13 protein-coding genes are annotated in these 25639 nt (G+C 59.5%); 7 read left to right on the top strand and 6 right to left on the bottom strand.

Going from position 1 to position 25639, the window contains the following annotated elements:
- Positions 1-137: 137 nt before the first annotated feature.
- The 3 genes from OVY29_RS16965 to OVY29_RS16955 are packed head-to-tail and all read left to right on the top strand — an operon-like array spanning position 138 to position 17382.
- Entirely contained in the window at positions 138-1256 is a 1119-nt protein-coding gene (locus OVY29_RS16965; RefSeq protein ID WP_313911780.1) for a hypothetical protein, read from the top strand.
- Positions 1253-16813, top strand: coding sequence for an Ig-like domain-containing protein (locus OVY29_RS16960; RefSeq protein ID WP_313911779.1), 15561 nt, complete (start codon positions 1253-1255; stop codon positions 16811-16813). The genes OVY29_RS16965 and OVY29_RS16960 overlap by 4 nt, the downstream gene beginning before the upstream one ends.
- 11 nt (positions 16814-16824) lie before the next feature.
- On the top strand, positions 16825-17382 hold the full coding sequence (locus OVY29_RS16955; protein WP_313911778.1) for a toxin-activating lysine-acyltransferase: 558 nt from the start codon (positions 16825-16827) through the stop codon (positions 17380-17382).
- A gap of 48 nt (positions 17383-17430) precedes the next feature.
- On the opposite strand, the gene OVY29_RS16950 is transcribed toward OVY29_RS16955, so the two are convergent.
- Positions 17431-18135, bottom strand: a complete 705-nt coding sequence (locus OVY29_RS16950) for a DUF6118 family protein (protein ID WP_313911777.1) — start codon at positions 18133-18135, stop codon at positions 17431-17433.
- An 8-nt stretch (positions 18136-18143) separates the two neighbouring features.
- The gene (traA, locus tag OVY29_RS16945) at positions 18144-21059 is read right to left on the bottom strand and encodes a Ti-type conjugative transfer relaxase TraA (RefSeq protein ID WP_313911776.1); all 2916 of its coding nucleotides are present in this window, start codon (positions 21057-21059) and stop codon (positions 18144-18146) included.
- Between the two features lie 172 nt (positions 21060-21231).
- Here traA and OVY29_RS16940 point away from each other — a divergent pair, with 172 nt between their 5' ends.
- The 3 genes from OVY29_RS16940 to OVY29_RS16930 are packed head-to-tail and all read left to right on the top strand — an operon-like array spanning position 21232 to position 21981.
- Positions 21232-21537: a conjugal transfer protein TraD gene (locus tag OVY29_RS16940; RefSeq protein WP_313911775.1), complete on the top strand. Its 306-nt coding sequence runs from the start codon at positions 21232-21234 to the stop codon at positions 21535-21537.
- A complete protein-coding gene (locus tag OVY29_RS16935) occupies positions 21521-21817 on the top strand; it encodes a conjugal transfer protein TraD (RefSeq protein WP_313911774.1) in 297 nt (98 codons plus the stop codon). The genes OVY29_RS16940 and OVY29_RS16935 overlap by 17 nt, the downstream gene beginning before the upstream one ends.
- Complete coding sequence (locus OVY29_RS16930) at positions 21814-21981, top strand: hypothetical protein (RefSeq protein ID WP_313911773.1); 168 nt, start codon at positions 21814-21816, stop codon at positions 21979-21981. Before OVY29_RS16935 ends, OVY29_RS16930 begins: the two co-directional genes overlap by 4 nt.
- A 2-nt stretch (positions 21982-21983) precedes the next feature.
- Here the strand turns inward: OVY29_RS16930 and OVY29_RS16925 are convergent, their stop codons facing one another.
- From OVY29_RS16925 to OVY29_RS16910, 4 genes are all read right to left on the bottom strand, one after another.
- Positions 21984-22415: a MucR family transcriptional regulator gene (locus OVY29_RS16925; protein WP_313911772.1), complete on the bottom strand. Its 432-nt coding sequence runs from the start codon at positions 22413-22415 to the stop codon at positions 21984-21986.
- A 71-nt stretch (positions 22416-22486) separates the two neighbouring features.
- Positions 22487-23062: an RNA polymerase sigma factor gene (locus OVY29_RS16920; protein ID WP_313911771.1), complete on the bottom strand. Its 576-nt coding sequence runs from the start codon at positions 23060-23062 to the stop codon at positions 22487-22489.
- Entirely contained in the window at positions 23056-23565 is a 510-nt protein-coding gene (locus OVY29_RS16915) for a sigma-70 family RNA polymerase sigma factor (RefSeq protein ID WP_313911770.1), read from the bottom strand. Before OVY29_RS16915 ends, OVY29_RS16920 begins: the two co-directional genes overlap by 7 nt.
- Entirely contained in the window at positions 23562-24053 is a 492-nt protein-coding gene (locus OVY29_RS16910) for a hypothetical protein (RefSeq protein ID WP_313911769.1), read from the bottom strand. Before OVY29_RS16910 ends, OVY29_RS16915 begins: the two co-directional genes overlap by 4 nt.
- Before the next feature lie 642 nt (positions 24054-24695).
- Here OVY29_RS16910 and OVY29_RS16905 point away from each other — a divergent pair.
- Positions 24696-25103 carry a hypothetical protein gene (locus OVY29_RS16905; protein ID WP_313911768.1) on the top strand — a complete coding sequence of 136 codons (408 nt, stop codon included), beginning with the start codon at positions 24696-24698 and terminating at the stop codon, positions 25101-25103.
- Positions 25104-25639 lie beyond the last annotated feature (536 nt).

Genomic DNA, 25639 nt, shown 5'->3' with positions numbered 1-25639 from the left:
ATTGAGGTAGATGGGGGCATCTGTCTGGCTGGTGATTCGAGCGCTCTCGAATTGAGGGATTTCAGAGTTTTTCTGTGCTCGATCCTGGCCCGTTCAGATCAAGTTTCTATGGTCCTCGATTCGGAGGAGCATACATAATGCGCGTGGCTTTGGTTGTCGCCTTGCTGTCCGGTATGGTGACCGTCTCGAGTTGTGCAGGCGATATAGAACCCACGGCCCTCCAGCAGGAAACTCGTATTAGCCTGCGTGGTGCGGGGCGCGACGTGGACGCGGAGTTTCGCTTTTTATGCGTCCTGCAGGCGTCTCCACTTCCCGAGGCCGCTGTCTACCGCCCGTCGGCTAGCGGTCTGTTGCATATTGCGCCGAACCGGCAGGGGCTTGTCGGCACGGCCGTCGGAAAAGACAGCGATACGTTATGTTCGCCAGACCCGCGAGCCGCAACAGATCCCGAGTGGCAGAAAGTACCGTTGCTCATATGGATCGATAACGTAGATCGACCTGCCATGATCGATGTCGTTGAGGCGGCTTCATTGCAAGCCCATAGGAAGTATAGGAATTATCCGCCGTTGACCGATTATTCGTTCGGAAGCTCACCGACGTTGGCGACGGAAATCAAGTATCAAAAGCGGACTATTCCTGTGGCCGATGATATCAGAACGATACTTGGTAACAGGAGTGGCAAGTCAATCCGGCTGATATCTCCGCTAGTTTTAAGGGCGTCGGTCAGACTGACGAGCGCTTCGGCGCGAGCTGAGTTTGAAAAAATATTGGGCCCTACGATTTCTCCAGGTGTCCGCTCGGTGAATCTGTGCGCCTTGAAGCATAGTCCAGACGGAGAAGCTTTCTTCAGTAAGCGTGGCACTCCTCTAGATAAATGTTCGAGCGCAGATACGGCTTCATCAGCATTACCAAAGAACAGTATCCAATTTTCTTTATCTCGCCCTGCTCTAAATCTTGCATCGGGACATTGGTCGTTCGCTGACCCCATTGGAAGCGCTGCTTCCTATGTCCGGAGCGACAATGTTCAAGTCAAAAATATCCGCAAAATGGACTTTATCGTTGAAGCTAATTCAACCGAATTTTGGCTTAAAAGTGTCCAGAAGGTTTCTATAAAGACGACCTCTGGTGCCGAAATTGATATTCCCGCAGGAAATAACTCGGGATATTACATGGATGACTCGAACATACTTTACTTGATGCTTGGCGACGTTGAGATTCTTTATTTTAATCCCCCGCTTGAATGGAGTGAGCAGTGAGCGATAAATCGTCATTTAAGCTTGATGCCCGCGATCTTCGTGCTCTTTCCCGGGTTTCGATAAATCTATCGTCCTTCAACCATCTCGAGACAGCCAATCCAGTCTCGGTGAAGCTGACGACCCCCTTTGAGAACGTCGCGAAAATTAGAGGCCTAGATGGCATTTACGTCAATGCGCTGCGAGACATTAATGCGATAGCGCTTCCCGGCAACCCGATCAATACTACGCAAGGCGCGTTACGCCAGGTTGTGATGGCTTTCCAGAGCACCAGTGATCGTCATGTTTATGTTCTGTCGGTCGGCAACGGGGAGCTATTATCGGGTCAACCGTACGACGTAAATGGCAATCTAGATTACGCCACGCGCGCTGCAATGGTATCCATCGCATCGCTACAGCAACAAATTCGGGCAATAGACCCTGATGCTAACTTTGTTGTTACGGGGGGATACAATGGAGGAACAGTCGCAAATTTGTTTAGTGCTGTAACTGGTACTCCATCTATAACATTTTCCTCGATTCCAATTGATCAGCAACTGATCGATGCTGCAAACAATTTTGTGTCGCCACTCAGGGTTTCTGGATCATTATTTAGCGGAACATCGTTAACGCTTGATCATAGTATTCGCTGGAATTACTCCCCGTTCGATATCGCGTCGGTTACGTCATTTGAAACCCTAATCCCCACGCGCTCTACGGGTATCGCCGATGGCTATGACGGAAGTAGCGGTCAGAGTCTGTTCAATTTTGGCGCTAATGCTATGCCATTTGGCAAGGCTATCGTGGCTCTCCGCTTTGCTAAACGAGCTGCGGCGGCAGCGGAGCTGATTAAATTTGGTCTCGATGAAGCGTTAAAGGCGGGTCTGAATGAGGTTGGGCCCATCAATGTCAGCGTCGGGACGTCCGATATCGATGGTTTGGGTGAGTTTAGTACACCAGACGGCGTCTTGAATATTGCGCTGCTTTCTTCGCAGGGTGATATCGATAATCTATTGTTTCAGGGCGATAATCTTCTAATTCCGTTTGCAAGACGCGAATTGTTCAGCAACGATTTGATAATCAATACCGTAAATGATGAAAGGTTTGAACTTCTCACTGGAATACTCGCTGGAGAGTATGAGCGAAACAATTACTATTGGCTGGACTATGATATATCGAGAGAGCTTTCTGCCGCATTGGCGAATGATCCTTCGTATATAGACCGGCTGATTGCAGCTAGGAATGGCTTTGATGAAACCACGAGTAATCCAGTATTTCGTGATTTTGTACTAAATCATTCAAATTATGGCCGCTTTAATGAGAGCCTTTTCAACGGCATTCTTCCTTCTTCTCTTGTTAACGCGCTAAAATCGGCTACGGGAAATTTCGGCGGAACCTTTGCTAGCCAGTTCAATCGAGTCCTGCGAACATTTGTCGGCGAGCTAATTCGACGGGGCGCTGAGCCGCAGGAAAATGACATCGTCAATCTTTACCAGGCGTTTGTGGTTGAATTCGATCCAACGGATGCCAATCGCCTCGGAGCATTGGAAGCTGGGAACTTGGCATCCGCGGTTACGCAGAAGCGGATCGTCGATGCTGCAATCGATGCCGCTCTGCTGCGAGAATCGGTAGGCGCGCGCCCCAATGAGCCAACCTGCTTCCCTGCGGGCACGCAAGTTCTCGTTGGTGAAGGGATTGCCAAGTCCATTGAAGAATTGGCCCTAGGCGACGCTATCCTGTGCTATGATCCCACCGATCCGACGGGCCCACTGGTTAGTGGCAAGGTCGTTGGTAAGAGGGCGCTACAGGCGTCCAGTATGCTTCGGATCGATGATCTCGTTTGCACTCCTGACCATCAGCTTCTATTCGCCGACGGGAAATTTCGTCCGGCCGATCAGGCGGCCGTCGGGGACTGTCTCGTGCAGTCCGACGGGGGCGCTGCTCATGTTGCGAACGTTTCTCCCGCAGACGGTGGCGGGGTGTTTAGTATTTCGGTTGCGCCTTTTCCGACATTTGTTGCGAGTGGATATCGCGTTCATAACGAAGCACTTTGCGATTTCAGTAAGTCAATTTATCACGTTAGCGCTGAGCTATCGATCCGGTTCACGCAGTATGACGATGGCCGGATAGGGATTGAGTATATCAATCCGGAAGGTAAGGTCCTTCGTGAAAAGATTATCGATGACAAGCTCATCATCGAACGTGTCTGGGACGAATATGATGATTTCACAAATACTGAAACTCCGGATGAGGCGGGTGTCGTCAGGAGTGAGCTTCCAATAGGGGTGCATAAGCAACTTTATCAATACGAGGTTGATAAATATCAGTCTATTGAACAGTTTGGCTCTCTAGGTAACTCCATCGGGTCAATTCTCGGATCCCGTATAGCCGGCAATGACGCGGCGCTAGGAATCGCATTAAGTGCGACCTTTGGAACGGTCCTTGAGAATCTTTTTGAGTCTTTGCGAAATGGGGGGGCATGGGGTGAGCTTCCATTGTCGAGCCTGCCAGTGCTTGACAATATTGGGACCGAGTTCGCCGGTAATCTGATTGGCAGCGCATCCTCTTATCTTCTTGCGCAGATAGTCGCTGCAGCTGGCGTCGACGGAATCGCGGGTGAGGTGCTGCAGTCCGCCGCCGGCAACGTCATTAGTACGATAGCCCAAAACATTCTGACCAATGCACCGAACCCGTTTGCCGACATTGGCCCCGGACTGGCAAATGCAGCAGGCTCCTTTGTGGGCACCAAGCTTGCGAGCACGATCTACACATTTGACAGCGTAGGGGGACAGATCGGATCGGCCATCGGATCGGCCGCCGGCTCGATTTTCGCAGGGACAGTTCTCAAGGCCTTGGTGCCCAAGCTCTTGCAGGCCCTGGGTGGGTTTGGCGGCCCCGTGGGGGCCGCAGTTGGCGCCTTCGTCGGATATTTTCTCGGTGGCCTGATCGGATCACTATTCGGCGGTACGCCGAGGTCGGGCGCCGACACTAGCTGGGACGATGCTTCGAATCGGTTCGTTGTAACCAATCTCTATGCGCGGAAGGGAGGATCTAAAGACGCCGCAGAGGCTGCAGCTGGATCCGTTGCGGACATGCTCAATGCCGTCCTTGATATGACGGGCGGTCGACTCGAGAATCCGGCTGCCGTTCAAGCCGGCAATTATGGAATGCGCAAGCAGGATTACGTTTATAGACCATATTCAACGCAAGACAAAGGCGCGATAACGAAGCGGTTCACTGGGGCTGACGGAATGTCAGGCCTCATTAACTATGGCGCACTGCAAGCCATGTCGAGCGCGCAATTTAAATTGTTAGGGGGTAACGTATATCAAAAACGAGCTTTCTATAACTATATTGAAAGTATATCGGGAGACTACACGAAGCTAGATATGTCGGTCCTAACTGGCGGTTTTGCGACTGCCAGCTCACTTCAGAATTATTTGTACAACTTCGACTTGGCTAACCGCATGGCGTCTGCCAACGCCGATACAGTTCTAGCGGCCGAGCTGATGTTCACACTGACGCACGCTCAGGAGCTTGGGCTTCGTCGTCGCGGTGCCAGTGACTGGTTCGGCGGATGGGAATATCTACGCTCGGCGGCAAATGTAGCTCTGGCTGATTTCCAGTTCAAACTTAACTATTCCACCGACAGCAAGATCGTTGAAAGAATTATCGATTACGGTCCATTCTCACTAAGCGACACCATTGATGTTGCGGGACAAACCGTGATTTCTGGTACAGCCGCGACGGACATTATCAAGCTTTCGGGCAATGTCCTCCAATCCTCGATCAACGCCGTAAACACGGGATTGACCGTCAACGCCACGGCCTTCGATGGTTCGGCGATAACGATTCCTATCGCTGCCTTGATCGACGCAGGCGACGGAGACGATGCTATTTATGCGTCCGACCTCGGTGACACGGTATTCGGTGGTAAGGGACAAGATGTCCTTTATGGCGGACGTTTGGACGACTGGCTTCTTGGTGGCAGCGGCGACGATACACTGGATGCTGGAGCTGAGGACGGCATCAAGCTTGGCGGCGACGGCAATTATCTCGATGGCGGCGCGGGCAACGATATTATCCGCGGTCGCGAGGGTTCCGACTGGCTCGAAGGCGGCGATGGTGTGGATATCATCACGGGCGGTGCCGGAGACGACATCCTGTCCGGCGGCGCGGGCGATGGTGACGACCTCAAGGGTGGATCGGGCGCTGATCAGTATCTGCTTCGCCGCGGCGACGGTGCGGACATTGTCGAGGAAGATGCGTCAGGCGCGCCTGTACCCTTCTTTAGCGGCAACGCGATGTTTGACCGCATACTGGGAATTGAGACGTGGAAAACCGATCCCGGATCGGGCCTTGCAATCCGTCCCGACTGGAACGGTTCGGCTCCTGGCGTCGAGCAGGGCACAATTGCGGGCGGCGAGGATGCCGTTGTATTCGGGGCCGGCATCGATATCGGCGACATTCGGCTGAAGCGGTCCGAAAACGGCGGGATGCCGGGCGACGACCTGATCATCGAGGTGATGCAGACCGACGAGGAGGGTGTTGAGAGTTTCAGCGGAACCCAGCTGACGATTCGTGGCTGGTTTTCGAACGCGTTCAAGCGTGTCGAGTGGCTGAAGTTCGCCGACGGCAACGAAATCCGCATCGGCGATATTCGCAGCTTCATTGTGGGCGGTTTCGGCGATGATTTGCTGATCGGAACCGACGGCAACGACTTCGTTTATGGCGGCGAAGGCAACGACCAACTGCTCCTCCTGGCGGGCGACGATATCGGCAACGGCGCCTCGGGGAACGACAAAGTCTGGGGCGATGAAGGCCGTGACCTGATCATCGGCGGAACCGGCGTCGACGAGCTGATCGGCGGCGCGGGCGACGATGCGATTTCGGGCGATGCCGGAGCCGACGACATTTATGGCGGGGCGGACAACGACGTCCTGTCGGGCGGTCGCGGTGATGGCGACGTGGTGATCGGCGGCGCGGGCGACGATATCTTCAAGTTCGCGCGCGGCGATGGCCGGGACATGTATCTGGACGAGTTGACCGACCATTGGGATGTAGTTTGGTCCACTTCGGGCAACTGGAACACTGCGGCCGGCATCAATTATAACACGGCGACGGGCGAGGTAACGGGGCCGGGCGGCGCTATTTTGCGTAAGAATTTCGGAACGGCGACCGAGCCGGATTTTCAATGGGTTGGCCGGTTCGATTACGACAGCGCGTCCGGGACGCTCAAATATTTCAATCCCCCTGCGGGCGCGGCGATCGCGGCGAACAGCGGCTCTGATATGATTGAGTTCGCGCTCGGCATCAATATACAGGACGTCATCCTCCGCAAGGTCGGGAACGACCTTGTCATGGCCATATCGAAGGACAGCGCGGAGGTCAGCGACACCAGCGCGGTAACCGACAGCATCACGATCAAGGACTGGTACCTGTCGCCAGGCCAAATCGAGACGCTGAGCTTCTATGCGACCGGGATGCTCAATATTGCTCCGGGTGATACGAATTTGATCGCCGGTACTGATGGCGTGGATGGCTCGCTGACCACCCCGCTAAGCGGCACGGTCCTCGCCGACTGGATCACCGCGGGTGCCGGGGACGACTTCGTCGCAGGCGGCAGTGGAAACGATATCATCGCTGGGAACAGCGGATCCGACACGTTGCGCGGTGAAGCGGGCGACGATGTTCTCTACGGGGGCGCCGGAAACGATATCCTGGAAGGCGGTCCCGGCAGGGATATTCTGATCGGCGGTTCGGGGACGGATAGCGCGTCCTATGCGTCGGCATCCGGCGCAGTGCGCGTTCGCTTGTCTTTCCAGACAGCGATCACGGGCGATGCTGCCGGCGACGAATATGATTCGATTGAGAATATCGTAGGCGGTTCGGGGGCCGACAATATCGGCGGTGACGAAGGCGAGAATGAAATCACCGGCGGTGCCGGTGCCGACACGTTGATGGGCGGCGCAAGCGACGACACCTATGTCTGGAGCGCGACGAGCGGTGCGGACACGATCCGCGAAGGTGCGTTCCTCGTCGAGGAGGCGGTGACGGCGGCCGGCGTTTTGGCTGACGGCTATTCGACGACATGGACCAACACTTGGTCTCCGTCGACGAGCGGCAAATATTATTGGCGGCTCGAAATTCGGGGTCCCGGGGACGAGCTCGTCTATAATTATGCGCTCTTCAGCTATGCTGCTGGCACGGCCATGCCCGCGCCGATGGCGTGGAATGCCGCCGGTTGGCTCGGCGGATTTGCGAAGACGAACGGTCAGCAGGTCACGCGCGACAAGTTCGATACGAGCATTAGTGGAGGCGATCAGGACACGATCGAGTTCACCGCGGGCATCAGTCTCACCGACCTGACCTTCATTCGCGCATCCAGCGGCACGCCGGACGCCAATGGTGCCGATCTCATTGTCCGGTACGGCGGCTCGGCAGCGACCCAGATCACGATCGAGGGGCACTTCACCGCCTATGGTCGGGTCGAGACACTCCAGTTCCATGACGGGCTTTCGGTGTCGCTCGCGAGTATCCTGTCGGCGACCAGCGGCGCTGCGCTGAGCGGGACGGCCGAATCTGACCTGATCGTCGGCCAGACCGGCGTAGCGAACGATCTTCTCTACGGCGGCGCGGGCGACGACGTGCTGAGCGGTCTCGCGGGCGATGACCAGCTTTATGGCGAAGACGGCGACGACGTGCTCGAAGGTGGCGCAGGCGCCGACCGGCTTGATGGCGGCGGCAATGCGGCGGACGGGACCGGCGATACGGTGCGTTATGTCAATTCGTCGGCGGTTACGATCGACCTAGGGATTACGACCGCGCAGTCGGGCGGTCATGCCCAAGGCGACACGTTATTCGGTATCGAGAATGTCGTCGGCTCGCAGACGGGCGGCGATACGATCACCGGCGATGGCGGCGCCAATATCATCGACGGCCTCGACGGCGACAATGTCGTCGACGGTAAAGGCGGTGACGACGTCCTGATTTCAGGTTCGGGCAATGACATCCTCCGCGGCGACGCGGGCGAGGATAATATCTCGGCGGGCGACGGCAACGACCAGCTTTGGGGCGGCGCCGATGACGACATCCTCGTCGGCGGTGGCGGTGGCGATCAGCTCCGCGGCGAAGGGGGCAACGACCAGCTTCTGGGCGGCGACGGCAATGATACGATCCTCGATGGCGGCATCGGCGACGATGAAATTTACGGCGGAGCGGGTAACGACAATCTGACCGGCGGTGACGGCAACGACCGCCTCGGCGGCGGCACTGGCAACGATACGTTGCACGGCGGCGCGGGTGACGATTATTATTTCGTGCAATCCAACGATGGCGCGGACGTCATTATCGATGCGGAAGGAACCAACATCATTGGTTTCGACACGGGTATCGATCACCGGCAGATCTGGTTGACGCAGTCTGGGTCGGATCTCAAGATTGGCGTGATCGGCGAGGATACGGTCCTGACCGTATCGGGGTTCTTTGCGGCCTCGTCACCGAGCCGGATCAAGTCGATCCAGACATCGACGCATGCAATCTTCCTCGACCATCCCGACACACTGAGCCTGATCGCGGCGATGACTGCTGCCTCTGCTGCGGTGCCTGCTACAGTACCGCAGGCGATCGCCGACGTGCAGGCTCGCTACTGGCATGAGGGTGGCAAGGCCAAGCCGATCGCGCCGACGGCGGCACGGACGATCACGGCGACCGAGGATGTCGCGATCGTGATCGACGGCAATTACGGTGTCGTCGACCATGACAATGACATCAGTGGCTATCAGCTGAAGTCCGGGTCGGAGCCCGCAAAGGGCGTGATCTCGAGTTTCGATCCGGCGACGGGCGCCTTGACCTACACGCCGAATGCCGATGCCACCGGAACCGACAGCTTTGTCGTCATCGTCACCGATGCGAATGGTCACTCGGTCGAACTGACTGTGAATGTCTCGATCGCGGCGGTCAATGATGCGCCCGGCACCATATCGATCAAGGGTGGCGGAACGCTGACTATATCCGAGAGTGTGCCGGGCGCCGTCGTGGCGCCGGGTACGATCATCGGCGAGTTCGAGAGCGTCGACGTCGAAGGCGATACGCTGACCTATACGCTCGTCGGCGATGCTGGCGGACGTTTTGCGATCAACGCCGCTGGCCAGCTCATCGTAGCCGATCCCGGCGCGATCAATTTCGAAGCCTCCGCTTCGCATATCGTGCGTGTGCGCGTGACCGATGGCCATGGCGCGTGGCGCGAGCAGGATTTCAGCATCGCTGTCGGCGATGCCAATGAGGCGAACGCCCTGTCCGCGAGCTATGGCTTTGCAGTGAGTGAAAATGCTGCGACCGGTACTCTCGTGGGCGCCGTCGCCGCGACCGATCTCGACCAGTCGGGCGCCTTTGCGTCGCAGCGCTACTATTTCTGGGATGGCGCGAGCGCCTCGGCGATTTCGGCGGATGGACGCTATGAGATCGATGCGTTGACCGGGCAGATCCGCGTCCATGGTGGCCTGAATTTCGAAGCCGCATCGCCATCGCAGCTATATCAGGTCGTTGCACACGATAATGCCGGCGAACCGGGATATAATCAGGCGCAGAGCGCGGTGACGATTGCCATTGGCGATGTTAACGAGGTCCCGATCAGCCTCGACTGGTTGCCGCTCGTTGCAAATATTGTTGAGCGTGACCGCATCGGTTCGGGTGAGGCGCGTCCTGCGATTGCGCTTGGAACGCTGTCGGTCGCCGATCCTGACACTGCGGGTTTCCCCTACTCCACCTATAGCCTCGCGATCAACGACTCGCGGTTCGAACTTGTCGGCAACACGCTCTGGCTCAAAGCGGGTGCGTCGATCGACTTCGAGGCTACACCCAGCGTGTCGGTTGAAATTACTGCGACCGACCAGAGCGGCGCACCCTTTACGATCAGTCGCACGCTCGTCCTCGCGATCGCTGATCGTGACGATGTGCTTGAAGGGGCGGCGGGCGCCGACACGCTGACGGGTCAGGCGGGGTGCGACCTGATCTATGGATACGGCGGAAACGACCTCATCTACGGTGGGGCCGGTAACGACCTGATCGAAGGCGGTGACGGCGACGACATCATTCACGGTGAAGGTGGCGAAGACCAGCTCTATGGTGGCGCCGGCAACGACACCATTTATAGCGGCTCGGGCTCAGATTATTATCCGAATGGCGTTATTTCAGGCGGCGATGGCGACGATGTGATCATCGCGGGCTCGGGCAATCACCTAACCTACGGCGATGCAGGCAATGACACGTTCGTCATCGACGAGGACGGCGGCGAAGGCGTGGGTTTCTGGGACCGTCATGACGGTGGCGACGGCATTGACACTGTTCGCTACGATCATTTCACGAACGGCGGGATCAACGTCGATTTGACGCGCAGCTACGACGCCTACTATGCGGCGAACGAACCAGCGGCGCGCTACATGTACGGCGACATGATCTCCAACGTGGAGAACCTCGTCGCAACCAACTTCGGCGATATGATTATCGGCAGCGAGGCCGCGAACGCCATTTACGGTCTGGGCGGCCACGACAACATCAGTGGTGGGTTAGGCGACGATTCGCTCGACGGCGGCGAGGGCAATGACACGCTGAGCGGAGACGACGGCGACGATACGCTGATCGGGGGCGCTGGCGACGACATTATCTACGGCGGAACGGGCAATGACATTTTGCTCGGCGGCGCGGGCAATGATCAGCTTTTCGCCGAATCGGGCGACGATATGCTCGACGGCGGCGAAGGGAACGATATCCTCAACGGTGGTATCGATAACGACACCTATATCATCAATCGCAATTCGGGTGCCGACACGATCCAGAATTATGACCCGTCGGGTGAAGACATCGACGTGATCGGTTTCCAGGACGCCATGGGCGCGATCAACGATCAGGACCTCTGGTTCGAGCGTATCGGTAACGATCTCAAGATCTCGGTCATTGACACGACGTCGAGCGTGCAGATCGTCAACTGGTATGTCGACGCGCCCCCCGCGAGCCGCGCCAATCACAAGATCGACTTCATCGTCGCAGGTACCCGGTTCAGCCGCACGCTCAACATCGAAGCGCTGGCTGATTTGATGGCGACGAAGTCGAAGCCCTCAACGACGGCTGAACGCGACACGCTGATGGCCGACCTCACCTACCGCGCGAACTGGGCAACGCATTGGGGAACCAACGCAGCGCCGGCCCTCTCGGTGATCGCGACCCAGTCCACTGGCGAGGATAGCGCGAAGACGATCGTCGTGACCGCGACCGACGACATCACCCCCAATGCGCAGATCCAGCTGTCGGCGCAGGTGATCTCGGGAACGGACGTCGTCACCAACGCGCGGATCAGTTTCGGCGCCGCTGATGCGAACGGTGTTCGTTCGATGATCGTCAATCCGCTCGCCAATGCGAGCGGTACCGCGCGCATCCGCGTGACTGCCACCGACGCCGGCGGCGTCTCATCGACGCAGGAGTTCGATATCGTCGTCAGCGGTGTAGCCGACACACCGACGATCACGCAATTCACGAGCGTGGGCGGCACATCGGGCTATGCCGGGGGCATTGCGCTCAATCTCGGATCGAGCTTTCCGGACCTAGATGGATCGGAAACTCATCAAATCTGGATCACCGGCATTCCGACGGGCGTGTCGCTGAGCGCGGGTAGCTATGACAGTGGCAGCGGGGCGTGGAGGCTTACGCCAGCTCAGCTCTCCAACCTGAAGGTGCATGCGCCCGCGGGCTGGAGCCAGGATCTCAATCTCACGGCAACCGCGCGCGCTACGGAGAATGGCCAGACGGCGGTCAGTGCGCCGGTCAATCTCAAGCTCGTCATCAATGCGGCGCCGACCGGCATTTCCGTTCGCGGGCTCGGCACGAGTGCGACGCCTTGGGTTTACGAATATACCCCCACGAATAACCCGACCGGTAAAGCCGTTGGAACGGCGGCAGTCATCGATCCGGATTCGCTCGACCGCAACCTGCTTCCGCCCAACCTCTCCCAACTGCCTTTTCGTGGTTGGGGAGAAGAGCGGCTCGTTACGACGACGGGTCCGCTTGGCGGCTCGGTGCAGGTCGTCGAAACCGGGCAGGACGGCAATGCGGGAGATCCGCATGGTGGCGGACTTCCCTGGCTCAGCGTCGGCGCTGCCGACACGAGCAAGGCCTACAAGTTCACGATCTATTTTAAACCCGAGAATAATATGGGGCATAGCCTCTATTTCGGGACCTATGGAAACATCGAGAATGCCTGGGACGGTCAGCCCAACGGCAATCCCTATTTCTATTACGGAAACTCGAGCGGCTTCGTTCAGGATCGCTGGTACCGCGTCGAGGGCTATGTTCTCCCATCGGGCACAGCGCTTATCGGCAACGAGACCTACGGCGGTGTGTTCGACACCGTAACCGGAGAGAAAGTCGCCTATACATATACCTATCGTTTCGGAGCGGGCGCCTCCGAGACCGGTGCGCGCTTCTTCAGCTTCTACAATCAGGGTAATGCGGGCTACAGCGCGCAATGGTACCAGCCGACCATCGAGAAGCTCGAGTACAGCTACCAGCTCATCAACAATGCCGGCGGGCGCTTCGCGATCAATTCGGTGACCGGGCTGATCACGGCGACCGGCGCAAATTTTGATTATGAAGCGAGCACATCGCATAGCATCACGGTTCGGGTCACTGACAGTTTCGGGGAATATCGCGACCAGACGATCGCTGTTGGTGTAGGCAATCTTAACGAGACGCCGAATGCGCCGAATAGCGGTGCGACTGTCTTGTCCTTCTTCGATGAAACTGGCCTAGGCTCGAACCCCGCCAACGCCCATGTTGGCGTCGCGGCTTTCCCTATGAGCGATCCTGACGGAACGGTTCCCACACTGGAGTTCGCGAGCGGCGGCAATCCGAACAATTGGTTCTATATCGACGGTAACGTCGTACGCTTCAATCCGGGGCTCGATTTCAACTTCGAATGGGCGAAGGCGGCCGGCTACTTGGTCACCGATTTTAACGGCGACGGACGCCTCGATGCGCATATTGCCAACGTCTATCTCCAAGCCAGTGACGGCGCGTTGACCTCTGGAGTTACCGCTCTCAGAGTTTACATTTCTGACGTCAATGAACGGCCGAACAATCTCTCGCTGGCGAACCAGACGCTGTATTCGGAGACAATAGCGGGCGATACGCCGCACTCGGGTCAGGTCATAGCCAACTTTTCTGTGTCCGACCCCGATCAGACGACCCCGAGCCTCGTGATCGTCGGCGGGAACCAGAATGGTTGGTTCACGACCAATGGCGCAGGCCAACTTTTGTTCGCTGGCGCCAATTTCTCCGCCGACTGGCTTCGGGCCTACCGTGGTACCGGAGGTACGGATGCGGGGTTCTATTACGATACTGACGGCGATGGCTATGCGGAGATTCGCGTTGCCACGCTGACATTGAAGGCGCGCGACGCTGCGGGAGCAGAATCGGACGCCTTCACCTACAATGTGTACATAGAAGATAAGAACGAAACGCCCACGGACATATGGGCCGACCGGACGCTGAGCTTCAGCGAAAATATCGGCGTTGGCACCGGTCTAGCGTGGTTTGGCGGCTCGGATCCCGACAATAATATCGCGAGCTATTCGCTGATCAACAATGCGGGTGGTCGGTTTGCGCTTCGCAGTGACGGGCTTCTCTTAGTTGGAAATACCGGGCTCAATTATGAAGCCGGCGCAAGCCATTCGATCACCGTCCGGGTGACCGATGCCCGCGGTGCCGTCTATGACGAGTCCTTTACTGTTTCGCTCGTCAATCAAAATGAGCCTCATACAATTTCGAACGGATCAGGCAGCATTGCCGAGGGAACCTACGCGCCCTATCCAATATTCGACAATCCCGATGGCTTTGTGAATCTTCGATCGGCGATGAATTTTTCCGACTTGGACGATAATGCACCGATGAACTGGACGTTTGCGAATGGTAGCTCCACGAGCGGCATCTGGTCGATCGAAGGTTCGACGGGGCGCTTGTATCTGACCTCCGGTTCGGTCGATTTTGAAGCACTGACCACCTACTATGAAACCTATTATGATTATGATCCCTATACTTATGAACCGATTGAATACACCTACCCCGTGCGTGATTATTCCCTCGCGACGCAAAATCTTTCGATCAAAGCCAGTGACGGGGTGCATACAGCCACGGGGACACTCACCGTCAGTGTAACCGATGTGAACGAGCATGTAACACATAGCTCCTATATCACGGGAAGCTCCAAAGGGACGTGGATCAAAATCTCTAACACGGAATACCGGATCCTCGCCAATACGTCGGCGGTAACACGATACATCACGCCCAGCGTGTACGATCCCGAAGGCCAGGCTATTTCTTATTCCATCTCCAATCTGACCTATCAAAAATACAATAGCGTCGCAGGTGGCAGCAGCGAGATCAATGCTAGCGCGATGCCGATAATAACTATCAACAGCGCCGGTCAGATCGGCTTCCATGTCCCCAACCAGGATTGGGACGGGGAATGGGAAGGTGGTCTGAAGATTGGCGGTTATCGCGAGACGACGAGTGTCGATGCTAACTTCAAACTGAATATTGTCGCGGGGGGCAAGACCACCCAGATCGATATGAAGATCACCTTCGTTAGGCGCGGATCATCGGTTCCGCCGCTGGTATTCGATCTCGATGGCGATGGCCTCGAAATTACTCCTGCCGACGGTTCGACCGTCCAGTTCGACATGGACGGCGACGGCATACGCGACACGACGGGCTGGGCAGGCGCTGACGATGGTTTCCTTGCGCTCGATCGCAATGGCAACGGCTTGATCGACGATATCAGCGAAATCTCGTTCGTCGGCGATGCCGAAGGTGCGATGAGCGACCTTGAGGGGCTGCGGACGTACGACAGCGACGGTGACGGATATTTCGACGATGGCGATGCGCAGTTCGCAAGCTTCCTGATATGGCGCGACGAGAACCATGACGGCGTCAGCCAGGCCCATGAAATGAAGACGCTCGGCGAATGGGGTATCCGTGCGATCAACCTGTCGATGACTCTCACCGGCAATTCGGACGAAGGGGATAATATCCTCTTCGCAACGACCGATTATGAGAAGGTCGATGGAACCACAGGCGCGATCGGCGACGTCTTCCTCTCCTTCGATCCCTCGAATGTCGAGAATGTCGCTCCGCCGATCGTCCTCGATTTCGATGGCGACGGGAAGAGCCTCACCGAGATGGCCGACAACAAGGTCCGCTTCGACATGAACGGCGACGGAATCGCCGACAAGACAGGCTGGATCGAACAGGGCGACGCTTTCCTCGCGCTCGACCGCAACGGAAACGGCAAGATCGACGACATCAAGGAAATCTCCTTTGTCGCGGACAAGGAAGGGGCAAAAACCGATCTTGAAGGACTCGCGGCTTTCGACAGCAATGCGGACGGCCAGCTGAACGGCGACGATGCGCGCTTTGCTGAATTCCGCCTCTGGTTCGACAATAACGGTAATGGCCAGACCGATGCGGGTGAATTGCTCAGCCTCGCGCAGGCCGCCGTCGTTTCGGTCTCGTTGACCGGCGTCGCCACCGGTGAGCAGGCGGTATCGGGCAAGAATATTGTCTACAACACCGGCGGCTTCACGCGCGCCAACGGCGAGACGGGCAAACTGCTCGACGTGGGCCTCGGATTCAAGCCGCTCTCCATTTTCCCCGAGATCGAATTCCAGCAGAGCGCCTGGCAGGGCAAAGCGAAAGGCTACCGGCTGCAGGCATCGTCGGGTACCGTGCGGGTGGTTCCTCGCGATCCAAAGGGAACCTTGTCGGCCGATGCCGGCCAGATTGCCGACGCTGCGACGCTTTCGTTCGGTAATATGAACATTTCGATGCTTTCGGCGATCCTTCTCGATCTCGACGGCGATGGTCTCGAGGCCAAGCGGGCCGGCAAGTCGAAAGCGCGTTTCGACATGAACGGCGACGGGCTTCGTGATGATACCGGTTGGATGTCGGGCGGCGACGGCATGCTCGTCATCGACCGCGACAAGGATGGCGTAATTTATCAGCCTTCCGAATTCTCGTTCCTGTCCGAAAAGGAAGGCGCGAAGAACAGTTGGGAGGGCCTCGCGGCGCTCGACAGCAACAAGGACGGAAAGCTCGACAAGGCCGATGCGCGGTTCGGCGAGCTCAAGGTCTGGGCCGATCGCAACGGCGACGGTATCTCGCAGGCGGACGAGATCAAGACACTCGCCGATCTCGACATCGCCGAAATCGGCCTTCGCTCGTCCGCGACATCCGACAGCGTCAAGGTGGGCCGCAATCTCGCGCTGTCGACCGCGACGTACAAGCGCGAGAACGGCACGACAGCGACGATCGGGAATGTTGCGTTCGGCTTTGAGCCGACGAAGGGCAGCATTACGCGCCCTGCCGAGCCGGGACAGCGGCCCGACATATTGCCGATCGACGCCGCGCGTGCGGCATCAAACCTTGCACAGGCGATGAGCCGGTTCGGCGCAGATGCGGCCGAGGGTGACTTGCGGAATGTGCCGAAGGATGGGATGGCCCTGAATGATTGGTTCACCGCGGCGGTGGCATAAGGCAAAGATAGATGAACAGGAAATCGGGACCTTCGGGCAAGAAGCCTTCGGGCAAAACGTCATCGGGTAAGGCTGAACAACAAGCTGCGGCTCCAACCGTCAGCCACCTTCTCGGCGAAATGACGTGGTTGCTTACCCAGTCGCCGCTGCACCGCGGCTTCAACATCGGCGACCTTGAGTGGCTCGTGATGCCGGCGCTGATCCATCAGCAATTCTACCTGTTTCGCGATGGGGAGCAGCCGGTTGGGCTGGCCATGTGGGCCAAATGCACGCCCGAGGCCGTAGCGAAGCTCGACAAGGGCATGATCGAGCCCGAAAATCGCCTGACGCTCGAAGAGTGGGCATCTGGCGAGCAGATATGGCTCGTCGATCTCATTGCGCCCTTCGCCAATTCGGAGAACAAGCATCGCGAGCTGATGATTGCCGATCTGATCTCGAAGCCGCTCAAAGGCGTCGAGTTCCGTTTCCACCAGACCGATCCGGCGACGGGCAAGCGTGTCGTTCAGACCGTCGCAGCGGACGCGGGCGATAAGTTGGCCGATGCGATCAAGGAAGCGGTGACAGACTGAGTCTTCGCTGCTTCGGCGTGCTGAATGATGGCGGCCCACGCCGTTTTACTAACGCTTGGTTGATGCCGGTGGTTTGACATTGATCGTGCAGCGGATGGAGCGTTTTGCCTTCGAGGCCCGTTTTTCGCACGCGGCGATCTTCTCCTTGTTGTCGTGTCGCATTACGGCGGCGTCCGAGATCGCGCGCCACGCAGCCGGACTCCCGACGCGCAGCAAGCGCACCCCGCCTTCCCATATCGTCGGCTCGCGCAGCACGCGCGCCGCGATTTTCTCCGGCATATGCCAACTCTCGGGAAGCGCACGGGCGATCGAGCCCGGCAGGATGGCCCATAGCAGACATCCGGCGATCACGCCGCCGCTCGCGGCCCAGATCAGATACTCGCGCTGATCGGTGGCGTGCCGTGTCGAAGCCACAAGGCCGCGCAGTTCCCCAATGGCATCATCGTAACGCCTTCGCGCCGTGGTAATCAGTTCCTGATCGGACTCGCGTGCCTGCCGCGCTGCTCGTTCGAGCCGCTGCGCCATGGTTTCGGGCGTCAGTTCCATTGCTGGTTTGGAGGCGAGCATATCGAGTGTTTCGGTCGCGGATTGCAGATGCTGTGCGATCTCGCCGAGCGTCGAGCTGTAATCGGGAATCTCGATCGCGCCCTTCTCGGTCGCCAGATCTCGCACAGCGCGGCGCATCATCGCGATCTCGCCTTCGAGCCGCGCGAACGCTTCTGCTGCGGGATCGATCTCTTCTTCGTCCATCATCTTTTCTCCTACATTCCAATGCCGATGCCGCGCGAGCGGCCGCGCCCGAAGTCCGCCATGTCGGCAAGCTGCTGCCCGACCGAGCGCGCCGCGTGCATATCGATGCCGAGTGATGCCTTGCGGGTGCTGAGGATCGATTCGACCTGCGCATCGCGTTCGAGGCCCTTCGCCATCGCGCCCATCTGGCCGGAGAGTCTCGCGGCGCCGCCGCGCTCGCCGCGCGCGATCATATGGTCGCGCTGTTGCTGCAGCTTCTGCCAGTCACCGACGAACCGCTCGGCGCGTTTCGCGGGATCGATGCGGATCTCGGCTTCGAGCCGCATCGCGCGGATCGCGGCCTGACTGCTGCCCTGCGCCGCCGGTCCAACCAGTTCGGGCTGGCGCTTGAACGCCGACGCAAGATCGGTTCGCGCATTGGTGCGGACCGCGTCAAGTTCGCTCCCCGCCTTGTCGAGCGCGCTCTGTTGATGCGCGAGCGTAGGGAGTCCTTTCGCCGTCATCCGGTCGATGTCAGCCTGCGCGCGGGCATAACGCTCGACCGCGCGCGACATGTCGTTGGCGCGTGGCACCTGCCGCACGTCGTTGTTCGCCCGCTTTCCGGTCGGCCTGAACCCCGCGAAGATGCTGCGCGCCTTTGTGGGCGCCTGCTTGACGATTTCCGCGATACGCTCGCGCACGGCGATCCCGCGCCGCTCGGCGAACGCGCGCGCCGGATCGGCCTTGGTATAATCGCTCGCCATATCCTTCGCGCGCTCGCGCGACAGCGTGCGAACAAGCTTGCCCTGATCGGCAAAGTCGTCGCGGCCATAGTGGAGCGCGAGCCCTTCGCGGTGGCGCGACATGGCGACATAGGTTCCATGGCTGTCGATGCCGGGTGTCGCCAGCACATGCGTGCGGTCGACCGTCATACCCTGCGCCTTGTGGATCGTCGCGGTATAGCCGTGGTCGAGGTCGCGATAGTCTTTGACGTCGAACGCGACGCGGCGCCCGTCGTCGGTGCGCACCGCCATACTGCGCTCGCTGACGCGCTCGATGGTCCCGAGCGTGCCGTTCTTCACATCCAGGCTGCGCTCGTTGCGCAAAAACATGATGCGGTCGCCCGCGGCAAAATCGCGGTCGCCTCGCTCGACCTTGATCGACACGTCGGCGCCGAGATCGCCCGACGCGCGCATCGCATCGCGCGCCGCCGCGTTGAGCTGGCGCACCTCGACGTTGGTATGGGTCAATATGATCCGGCTGGCGGTCGGTTTTGCCTGCCGATCGCGATCCCAGCTTTCGATAAGCTCGCTGCGCGCGGCCTCGCGCGTGGCGGCGGGGTGCACCATGTCGCGATTGGCATAGGCGGCAATTGCTTCGCCGGTTCGCCCGGTCGCCAAGTGACGGGTGGCGTCCTGCTGCCAGCCTTCATGCTGCCGGCGCACTTCGCTGATCTCCACGCCGCCATGTCGCTCGTGGAGCGCGCGGAACGCCGCACCCGCCTCGATGGCTTGCAACTGCTGCGCATCGCCGATCAGCACGACTTTCGCGCCCGCCTCTGCGGCATGGGAGAGCACACGCTCCATCTGGCGCGTGCCGACCATGCCTGCCTCGTCGATCACGAGCACGTCCCGCGAGGTGAGCAGATTGCGGCCCTGCGACCAGCCATGTTCGAGACCGGCGATGGTGCGTGAGCCGATGCCCGAACCATTCTCGAGACCTTCGGCGGCGATCCCCGACAGCGCCGCGCCGCGAACATGAAGGTCGACGCTTTCCCACGCCTCGCGCGCGACGCCGAGCATCGCGCTCTTGCCCGTCCCGGCATAGCCGACGACGATTGCAATTCCGCGGTCGCCGGTTACATGCGCGAGCGCCGCCTGCTGCTCGCGACCGAGCACCAGACCGGCAGTCCCGGCGGCGTTCGGCCCTCCCTGGTGTGATGCCGCCGGGACATTCGCATGATGAAGGCGAGACAGCTTGTCCGCTGCCCGCTCCAGCCGCTGCTCGGTCTCGATCATGTCGCGCGACGTGAACCGGTCTTCGCCGCGCCCGTCCTGACCCAGCGCGACAAGGTCGGGCGACGATCGCACCGCGCTCATAACAGCGTCGAACTGTTCGCGGCCGTCGCTGTGCCGGTGTGTGAATATGGCAAGGTCGCGGTTCGTAAATGTCGCCTGCCCGTGTGTGATTGCGTCGAGCGCGATCGAAGGATTGGCGATGATCCGCTCGCCATTGCGCGCCGCGATCTCGCGGTGCTGGTCGATCCGTTCGGCTTCCAGACCGTGACCAGCCATGCGCGAGGCCGCGCCGCCGATCTTGTCCTGCGGTTCGAGCGCGATGCCCTGCGCCTCCAAACTGCGGTGATCGATGCGTGCATCGATATCGAGTTCGGCAAGCTGGATGTTCACATGATCGGCCCAACGCTCGCGCCAGCGTTCGAGGTCACTGGTCGCATTCCACTCACGAACCTTTGCGCCGAACTTCGTTTCGCCATCCTTGTCGACGGCGATCTCGCGCATTGTGAGCATGACATGCGCGTGGGGCTTGGCGAGGCCATCGGCACCGATGTCCCAATGGACATTGAGGTCGGCAACCATGCCCCTATCGACGAACTCGGATTGAACGAAGTCGCGCGCCAGCTCGATGCCTTGTTGCTGGCTCAGCTCGCGCGGGATCGCGAACTCGACCTCGCGCGCGAGCTGTGCGTCCTTGCGCTTCTCGAACGCCTCGACATCATTCCAGAGCCGTTCGCGGTCGCGCCATTCGTCTGGCGCGTTCTCGGGCAGCAGCACTTCGCTGTGCACGACACCCGACTTGTTCGTGAAGTCATGCGCCCGGTCGAGCCGCTCGTCGTGCAATCGCTCCGCCGAGCGATAGGCGGCCGCCGCGACAGCGCTGCGGCCCGCGGCGCGGCTGATGACTTTGACCGAGAGATGGAAGATCGCCATGACGGCCATCCATCTACACTTCAAAAGCCACGTCGGCACGACGTATAAGCGCGCCCTCACACGGAAAAATCCGCGGAGGGACCGGGCTGTGCCATGCTGTCCCGACGACCTTGCTGCGCATCGACAGGCGCATCCCTATGATGGGCGCATCACCCCATCATGGAGATGCGACATGCGCAAACCACGCGATATCGATTCGGAATTGAAGGCGCTCGATGCAAAAGCGAAGACCCTCAAGGAACGCCGCGTTCGCCAACTCGGCGAACTCGTCATTGCCACCGGCGCCGACATGCTCGATGCCGACATGCTCGCCGGCGCATTGCTCGGCGCGGTGACGACGAAAGACGCGGGCACGAAGGAGGGCTGGCGCAAGGCAGGCGCGAGCTTCTTTCAGCGAAGCGCGCGGAAAGCTGCGACGCGAGCTGATCGCGGTGCAGCGAATGACGCGGCGCCTGAGAGCCATGCGGCATCGGCTTGAAGCGGTGAAGGCACGAACCGACACACGCGAATGGCAGGTGAAGCGCCGCGAGCGCACGCGCCAGCTCATCGAACTCGGCGGACTCGTCGTCAAAGCCGGGCTGGTCGATCTCGCGGGCGACGATCGCGCCAAGCTCTATGGCGCTTTCCTGTGGATGGCCGACAAGCTGCGGAGCGAACAAGGCGGTCACGCCGCCGCGCTCTGGCAGCGGCGCGGCAAACGCGCGTTCGAGGCCGAGGCGTTGCCGCACGAGGGTGCGTCTGCCATAGGCGCGCCATGACACGCGAACTCACAGAGACGGTCCTCAGGGTCATCGAGCGCGCGCCGCAATGGATCAAGCGCGACCTCGATGCCAAAGACCCGGTCGCGCGCATCCGCGCCGAAGAATCGCTCGCTGCGATGATCGCCGACGCGCTCGAACGACAGACCGACGCCGCCGCCTGAGACTATTTGGCGCGGCGCGCTGGCGCCTTCTTGCGCCCGCCGCCACGGCCCTTGGTGCCAAGCCCGATCGCCTTCGCAAGCACGCGGCGCTTCTCGGCATAGTTCGGCGCGACCATCGGATAATCCTTCGGCAGGTTCCATTTGGCGCGATAGTCGTCGGGCGTCATATTGTAGTGCGTCATCAAGTGACGGCGGAGCATCTTCAGCTTCTTGCCGTCTTCAAGGCAGACGATGTAATCGGGCTTCACCGACGCACGGATCGACACAGCCGGTTCCTGTTTGACTTCGGGTTCCTGGGCCGCGCCAAGCCCGGAAAGCGCCTCGTGCACCGAGCGGATGACGAGCGGAATATCCGATATGGCGACGCTGTTGTTGCTGACATGCGCCGCGACAATATCGGCCGTCAGCGTGACGAGCGTTTCGGTATCTTCCATTTGCGCCTCCGTTGCGATGCAGTTCGATAGTATTCTACCCATCTTCCCCATGCACCTTTGATCGCGCCGCTTCAACCATGTCGCAGCGCGTCGACCCGGCGACACCGCGCCAGCGCGCGCCCGATACGCTTCTCGACAGCCTTGCTGCTGATACGTAGTTCCTCGGCAATGCCCTGATAGGTCATGCCGCGCAGCCGGTGCATCAGGAAGATGCGCCGGGTCTTTCGCGACAGCGGGCGAAGCGCGCGCCAATAGGCGCGTCGCAAGTCCCTCGCTTCGAGCCGCCGTTCCTGTTCGGGCGGCGTCGGGGCATCCGATGCTTCGTCGAACGGATAGAGAATCCCGCGCCGCTTTTGCTGGCGTATTCGGTTCAGCCATATGTTGTGCGCGATCCTTGTCAGATAGGCCCGGGGATATTCGAGGTCCGCGAACTTGCCGCTGCCATAGAGCCGCATGAACGCCTCCTGCGTCAGATCGGGCGCATCGTCGTGTCCGGCCTTCCGCCGGAAATAGCCGAACACCCGCGCGTGCTCGGCCCGATAGAAAGCCTCGAAGCTGGCCGCAGGCGAACCGGGCTGACCCGCAATGTCTGGGCGTTCGCGGGTGCCGGTATCGCGTCGATGCCTGACGCGTGCGGCGGCTAGCATTGTGCCGCTACCGCGACGCGGCAGCGCGCGAGCGCCTGCACCATATGATAGTCGACGGTGGCGATACTGATATCGAGCCGCGCGGCAACCTCCTTGCCACTCATGCGCTTCACCCGGCGCATGACGAACACCCGCCGTGTCTTGGGCGGCATGGCGCGCACGGTTTGCCGGTATAGACGGAGCAGGTCGCCGGCCTCGATCCGCCACATCTGCTCGGGCCGCACCAATGCGTCGCGGTCTTCCTCGAAGGGAAAGAAGATCGGCATCCCTTGGCGTTTCCGGCGGGCGCGATCGATCAGCAGGTTACGGGCGATCCGCGACAGATAGGCGGCGGGGTTAAGGGCGCGGCCCGCTGCTCCGCTGCGCAGGAAGCGCGCGAATATCTCCTGCACCAGATCGGGCGCCTCATCAGGACCGACACGGCGCCTCAGCTTGCGCAGCAGACGACGATATTCGGCGTGATAGATGTCATCGAACGACGCGGTGGGAACAGGCGCGGTCATGGCCGTGCCTCCCCGCGTTCGGTCGATGACAGCGGCGCATCGCGCGAAGCGCGATAGAGGGTGATGCCCGCCTCGATCCGGTCGAGGATGAAGCTGTCGCGTTCGGCCTTGGCGATGCGGATGTCGGACTTGGAATAAACCTCAAGGTCGACCGCGCAGCGGTCGCCAAGCTCACTGCGGATGATGTCGCGCGCACGGCGCCAGCAGCCTTCGTCTTTGAAGAGCGGATGGTTGACGACAATCCAGAGCTCATAATCGGAAAAGTCGATCGTTCTCTTGTCTTCGTACCAGTTTCGCCGCGCATAGGGTCCGATCAGGATGATGCGCTTGATCCGCCCCGGCTCGGGCGCGTGCACGGATGAAGGACCGAAGAAGCATCGCAGGATGCGCGTGACCTGTTCGATCTCGCGCTGCTTGCGGCGGATCAAATGGCCGACGCGCGCCATCACGACTTCGCGCGCGTAAACGTCGTTCGTTGGGGTAGGCATGATAGGCTCGCACAGCGGCGGTCCGCGCGTCGATGCGCGGATGTGCAAGCGGTGTCCGCTGTGTGCCGCGAGTGCGGGCTACAGCAACTGCCCGACCTTCGCGGCCGGACCTACATGATGCTGGCAGGACATTCCTCGGGATGGCCGCCAGTCAATCCATCCCGTGGGCGGGATTATGTCAGAAGCGGGGGGTGCGGACAAGCCGGGGAACGGGGATGTCCGCAAAGCGGCCATTCTGAAAACGACCGATTGCGGACATTTGGCTTTCTCGGACTTCATGTTATCTGCGGAGTATGTCTAGCGTCGTATCAGCCAGCCGTACGAGAACGGGGAGCGCTCGCAGGAAGGCGCGCGCTCACCAGTCGGTGCCGAAACTGGACGGGAGTTTAGATCATGTCGGTGACCCGCTCGGCCAGAGCAGAGCTGCCAAGCAGGCTGCGATTGAAAAGTTCAGAAGCGCTGCGGCGCTCAAAAATAAGGCAGAGTAGCTTCGGGCTTTGCTAGATGCGCGCTACGACGGGAAGCGACCGGTTGCGGACGTTCGCGGGGCGGTGCATGTGTTACGTTGTTGACCAACACGCGGGGACCCCAATGAATGCCCTAATTCGCAAGGTATCTACCAGACAGTTCTGGAGGCCGGTCATGCAATGCCTCTTCCTGATGGCTACGGGTGCTTGGCTACTCGCTTCATATGTCGCAGCACGCATCTCACCAACGGAAGAACTACGAAGTCTGACCGACGACGTCCAACTCGTATGGTGGATACTATTTGTCGCGTGGTGCACCACGGCCCCTAGCAACAAGGAGGCCTACCGCGATTTAAGCCCTGCGCGCAGTGGCACCTCCGTAGTCGCATTTTGCGGCATCGCCGCAGCGATGTTCCTTTCTAGAGATGCGAATTGGCCTGGGGGTTTAATTGTTCCGGGCCTGATCCTGCTTGGTACAGCTGTTGTGGCGACATTCGTCTACCGCTTCGCATCCGACCATTCTTCTGAGATCGGCGAGGCGCGCTTTAACACGGTGGCCAATTCACAGCATCAGGACAACTGACGTCCGCTCACCACCCCATTGGTGTCGTTTGTCGCCGATCTGGTCACGATGTCAGAAAAGGCCGGTTGCGGGCATCAGCCTTCGCGCATGCACTCGCCGACTATAGGCTCAAGTAAACCCTCATCGTAAGCACCATAATCTTTAAAGGCGCCGCGCTCAGAAGCTTTCTTGACAATGCAGCCGCACAGTTGACGTCGCGCTGACGAGTTGGGTTCCAGCTTAACCGCTTTCGCTTCGCATGCCTCGATGCGTGCGCTTTCAGTGCTACTCGAAGCGTCCAGGGCCTCAAGCTCACTGTTAGTGACGCGTTCCAGAGGATCAGTGGGATGCCCACAATTACGAAGAGGAGGCCAAAGCCCTTTGGTGCCTGCGTGCCGATCATGGTTGGGTGATCGCGGATAAACGTAATTGGATAGTAAACTCTGCAGGGTCCGCTTCCCACCCCGTTGTCGCCTTCTGGGCGACGATCCCGCGCTATGGCTGACCACGACCGGAAGCGGACGTACAGATCCTCCCCATCGCGAAGCGCTGGGGAG

The organism is Sphingopyxis sp. SE2 (genome assembly GCF_032227185.1).
Taxonomy (GTDB): domain Bacteria; phylum Pseudomonadota; class Alphaproteobacteria; order Sphingomonadales; family Sphingomonadaceae; genus Sphingopyxis.
This window is presented reverse-complemented; position numbering and strand designations above follow the sequence as displayed.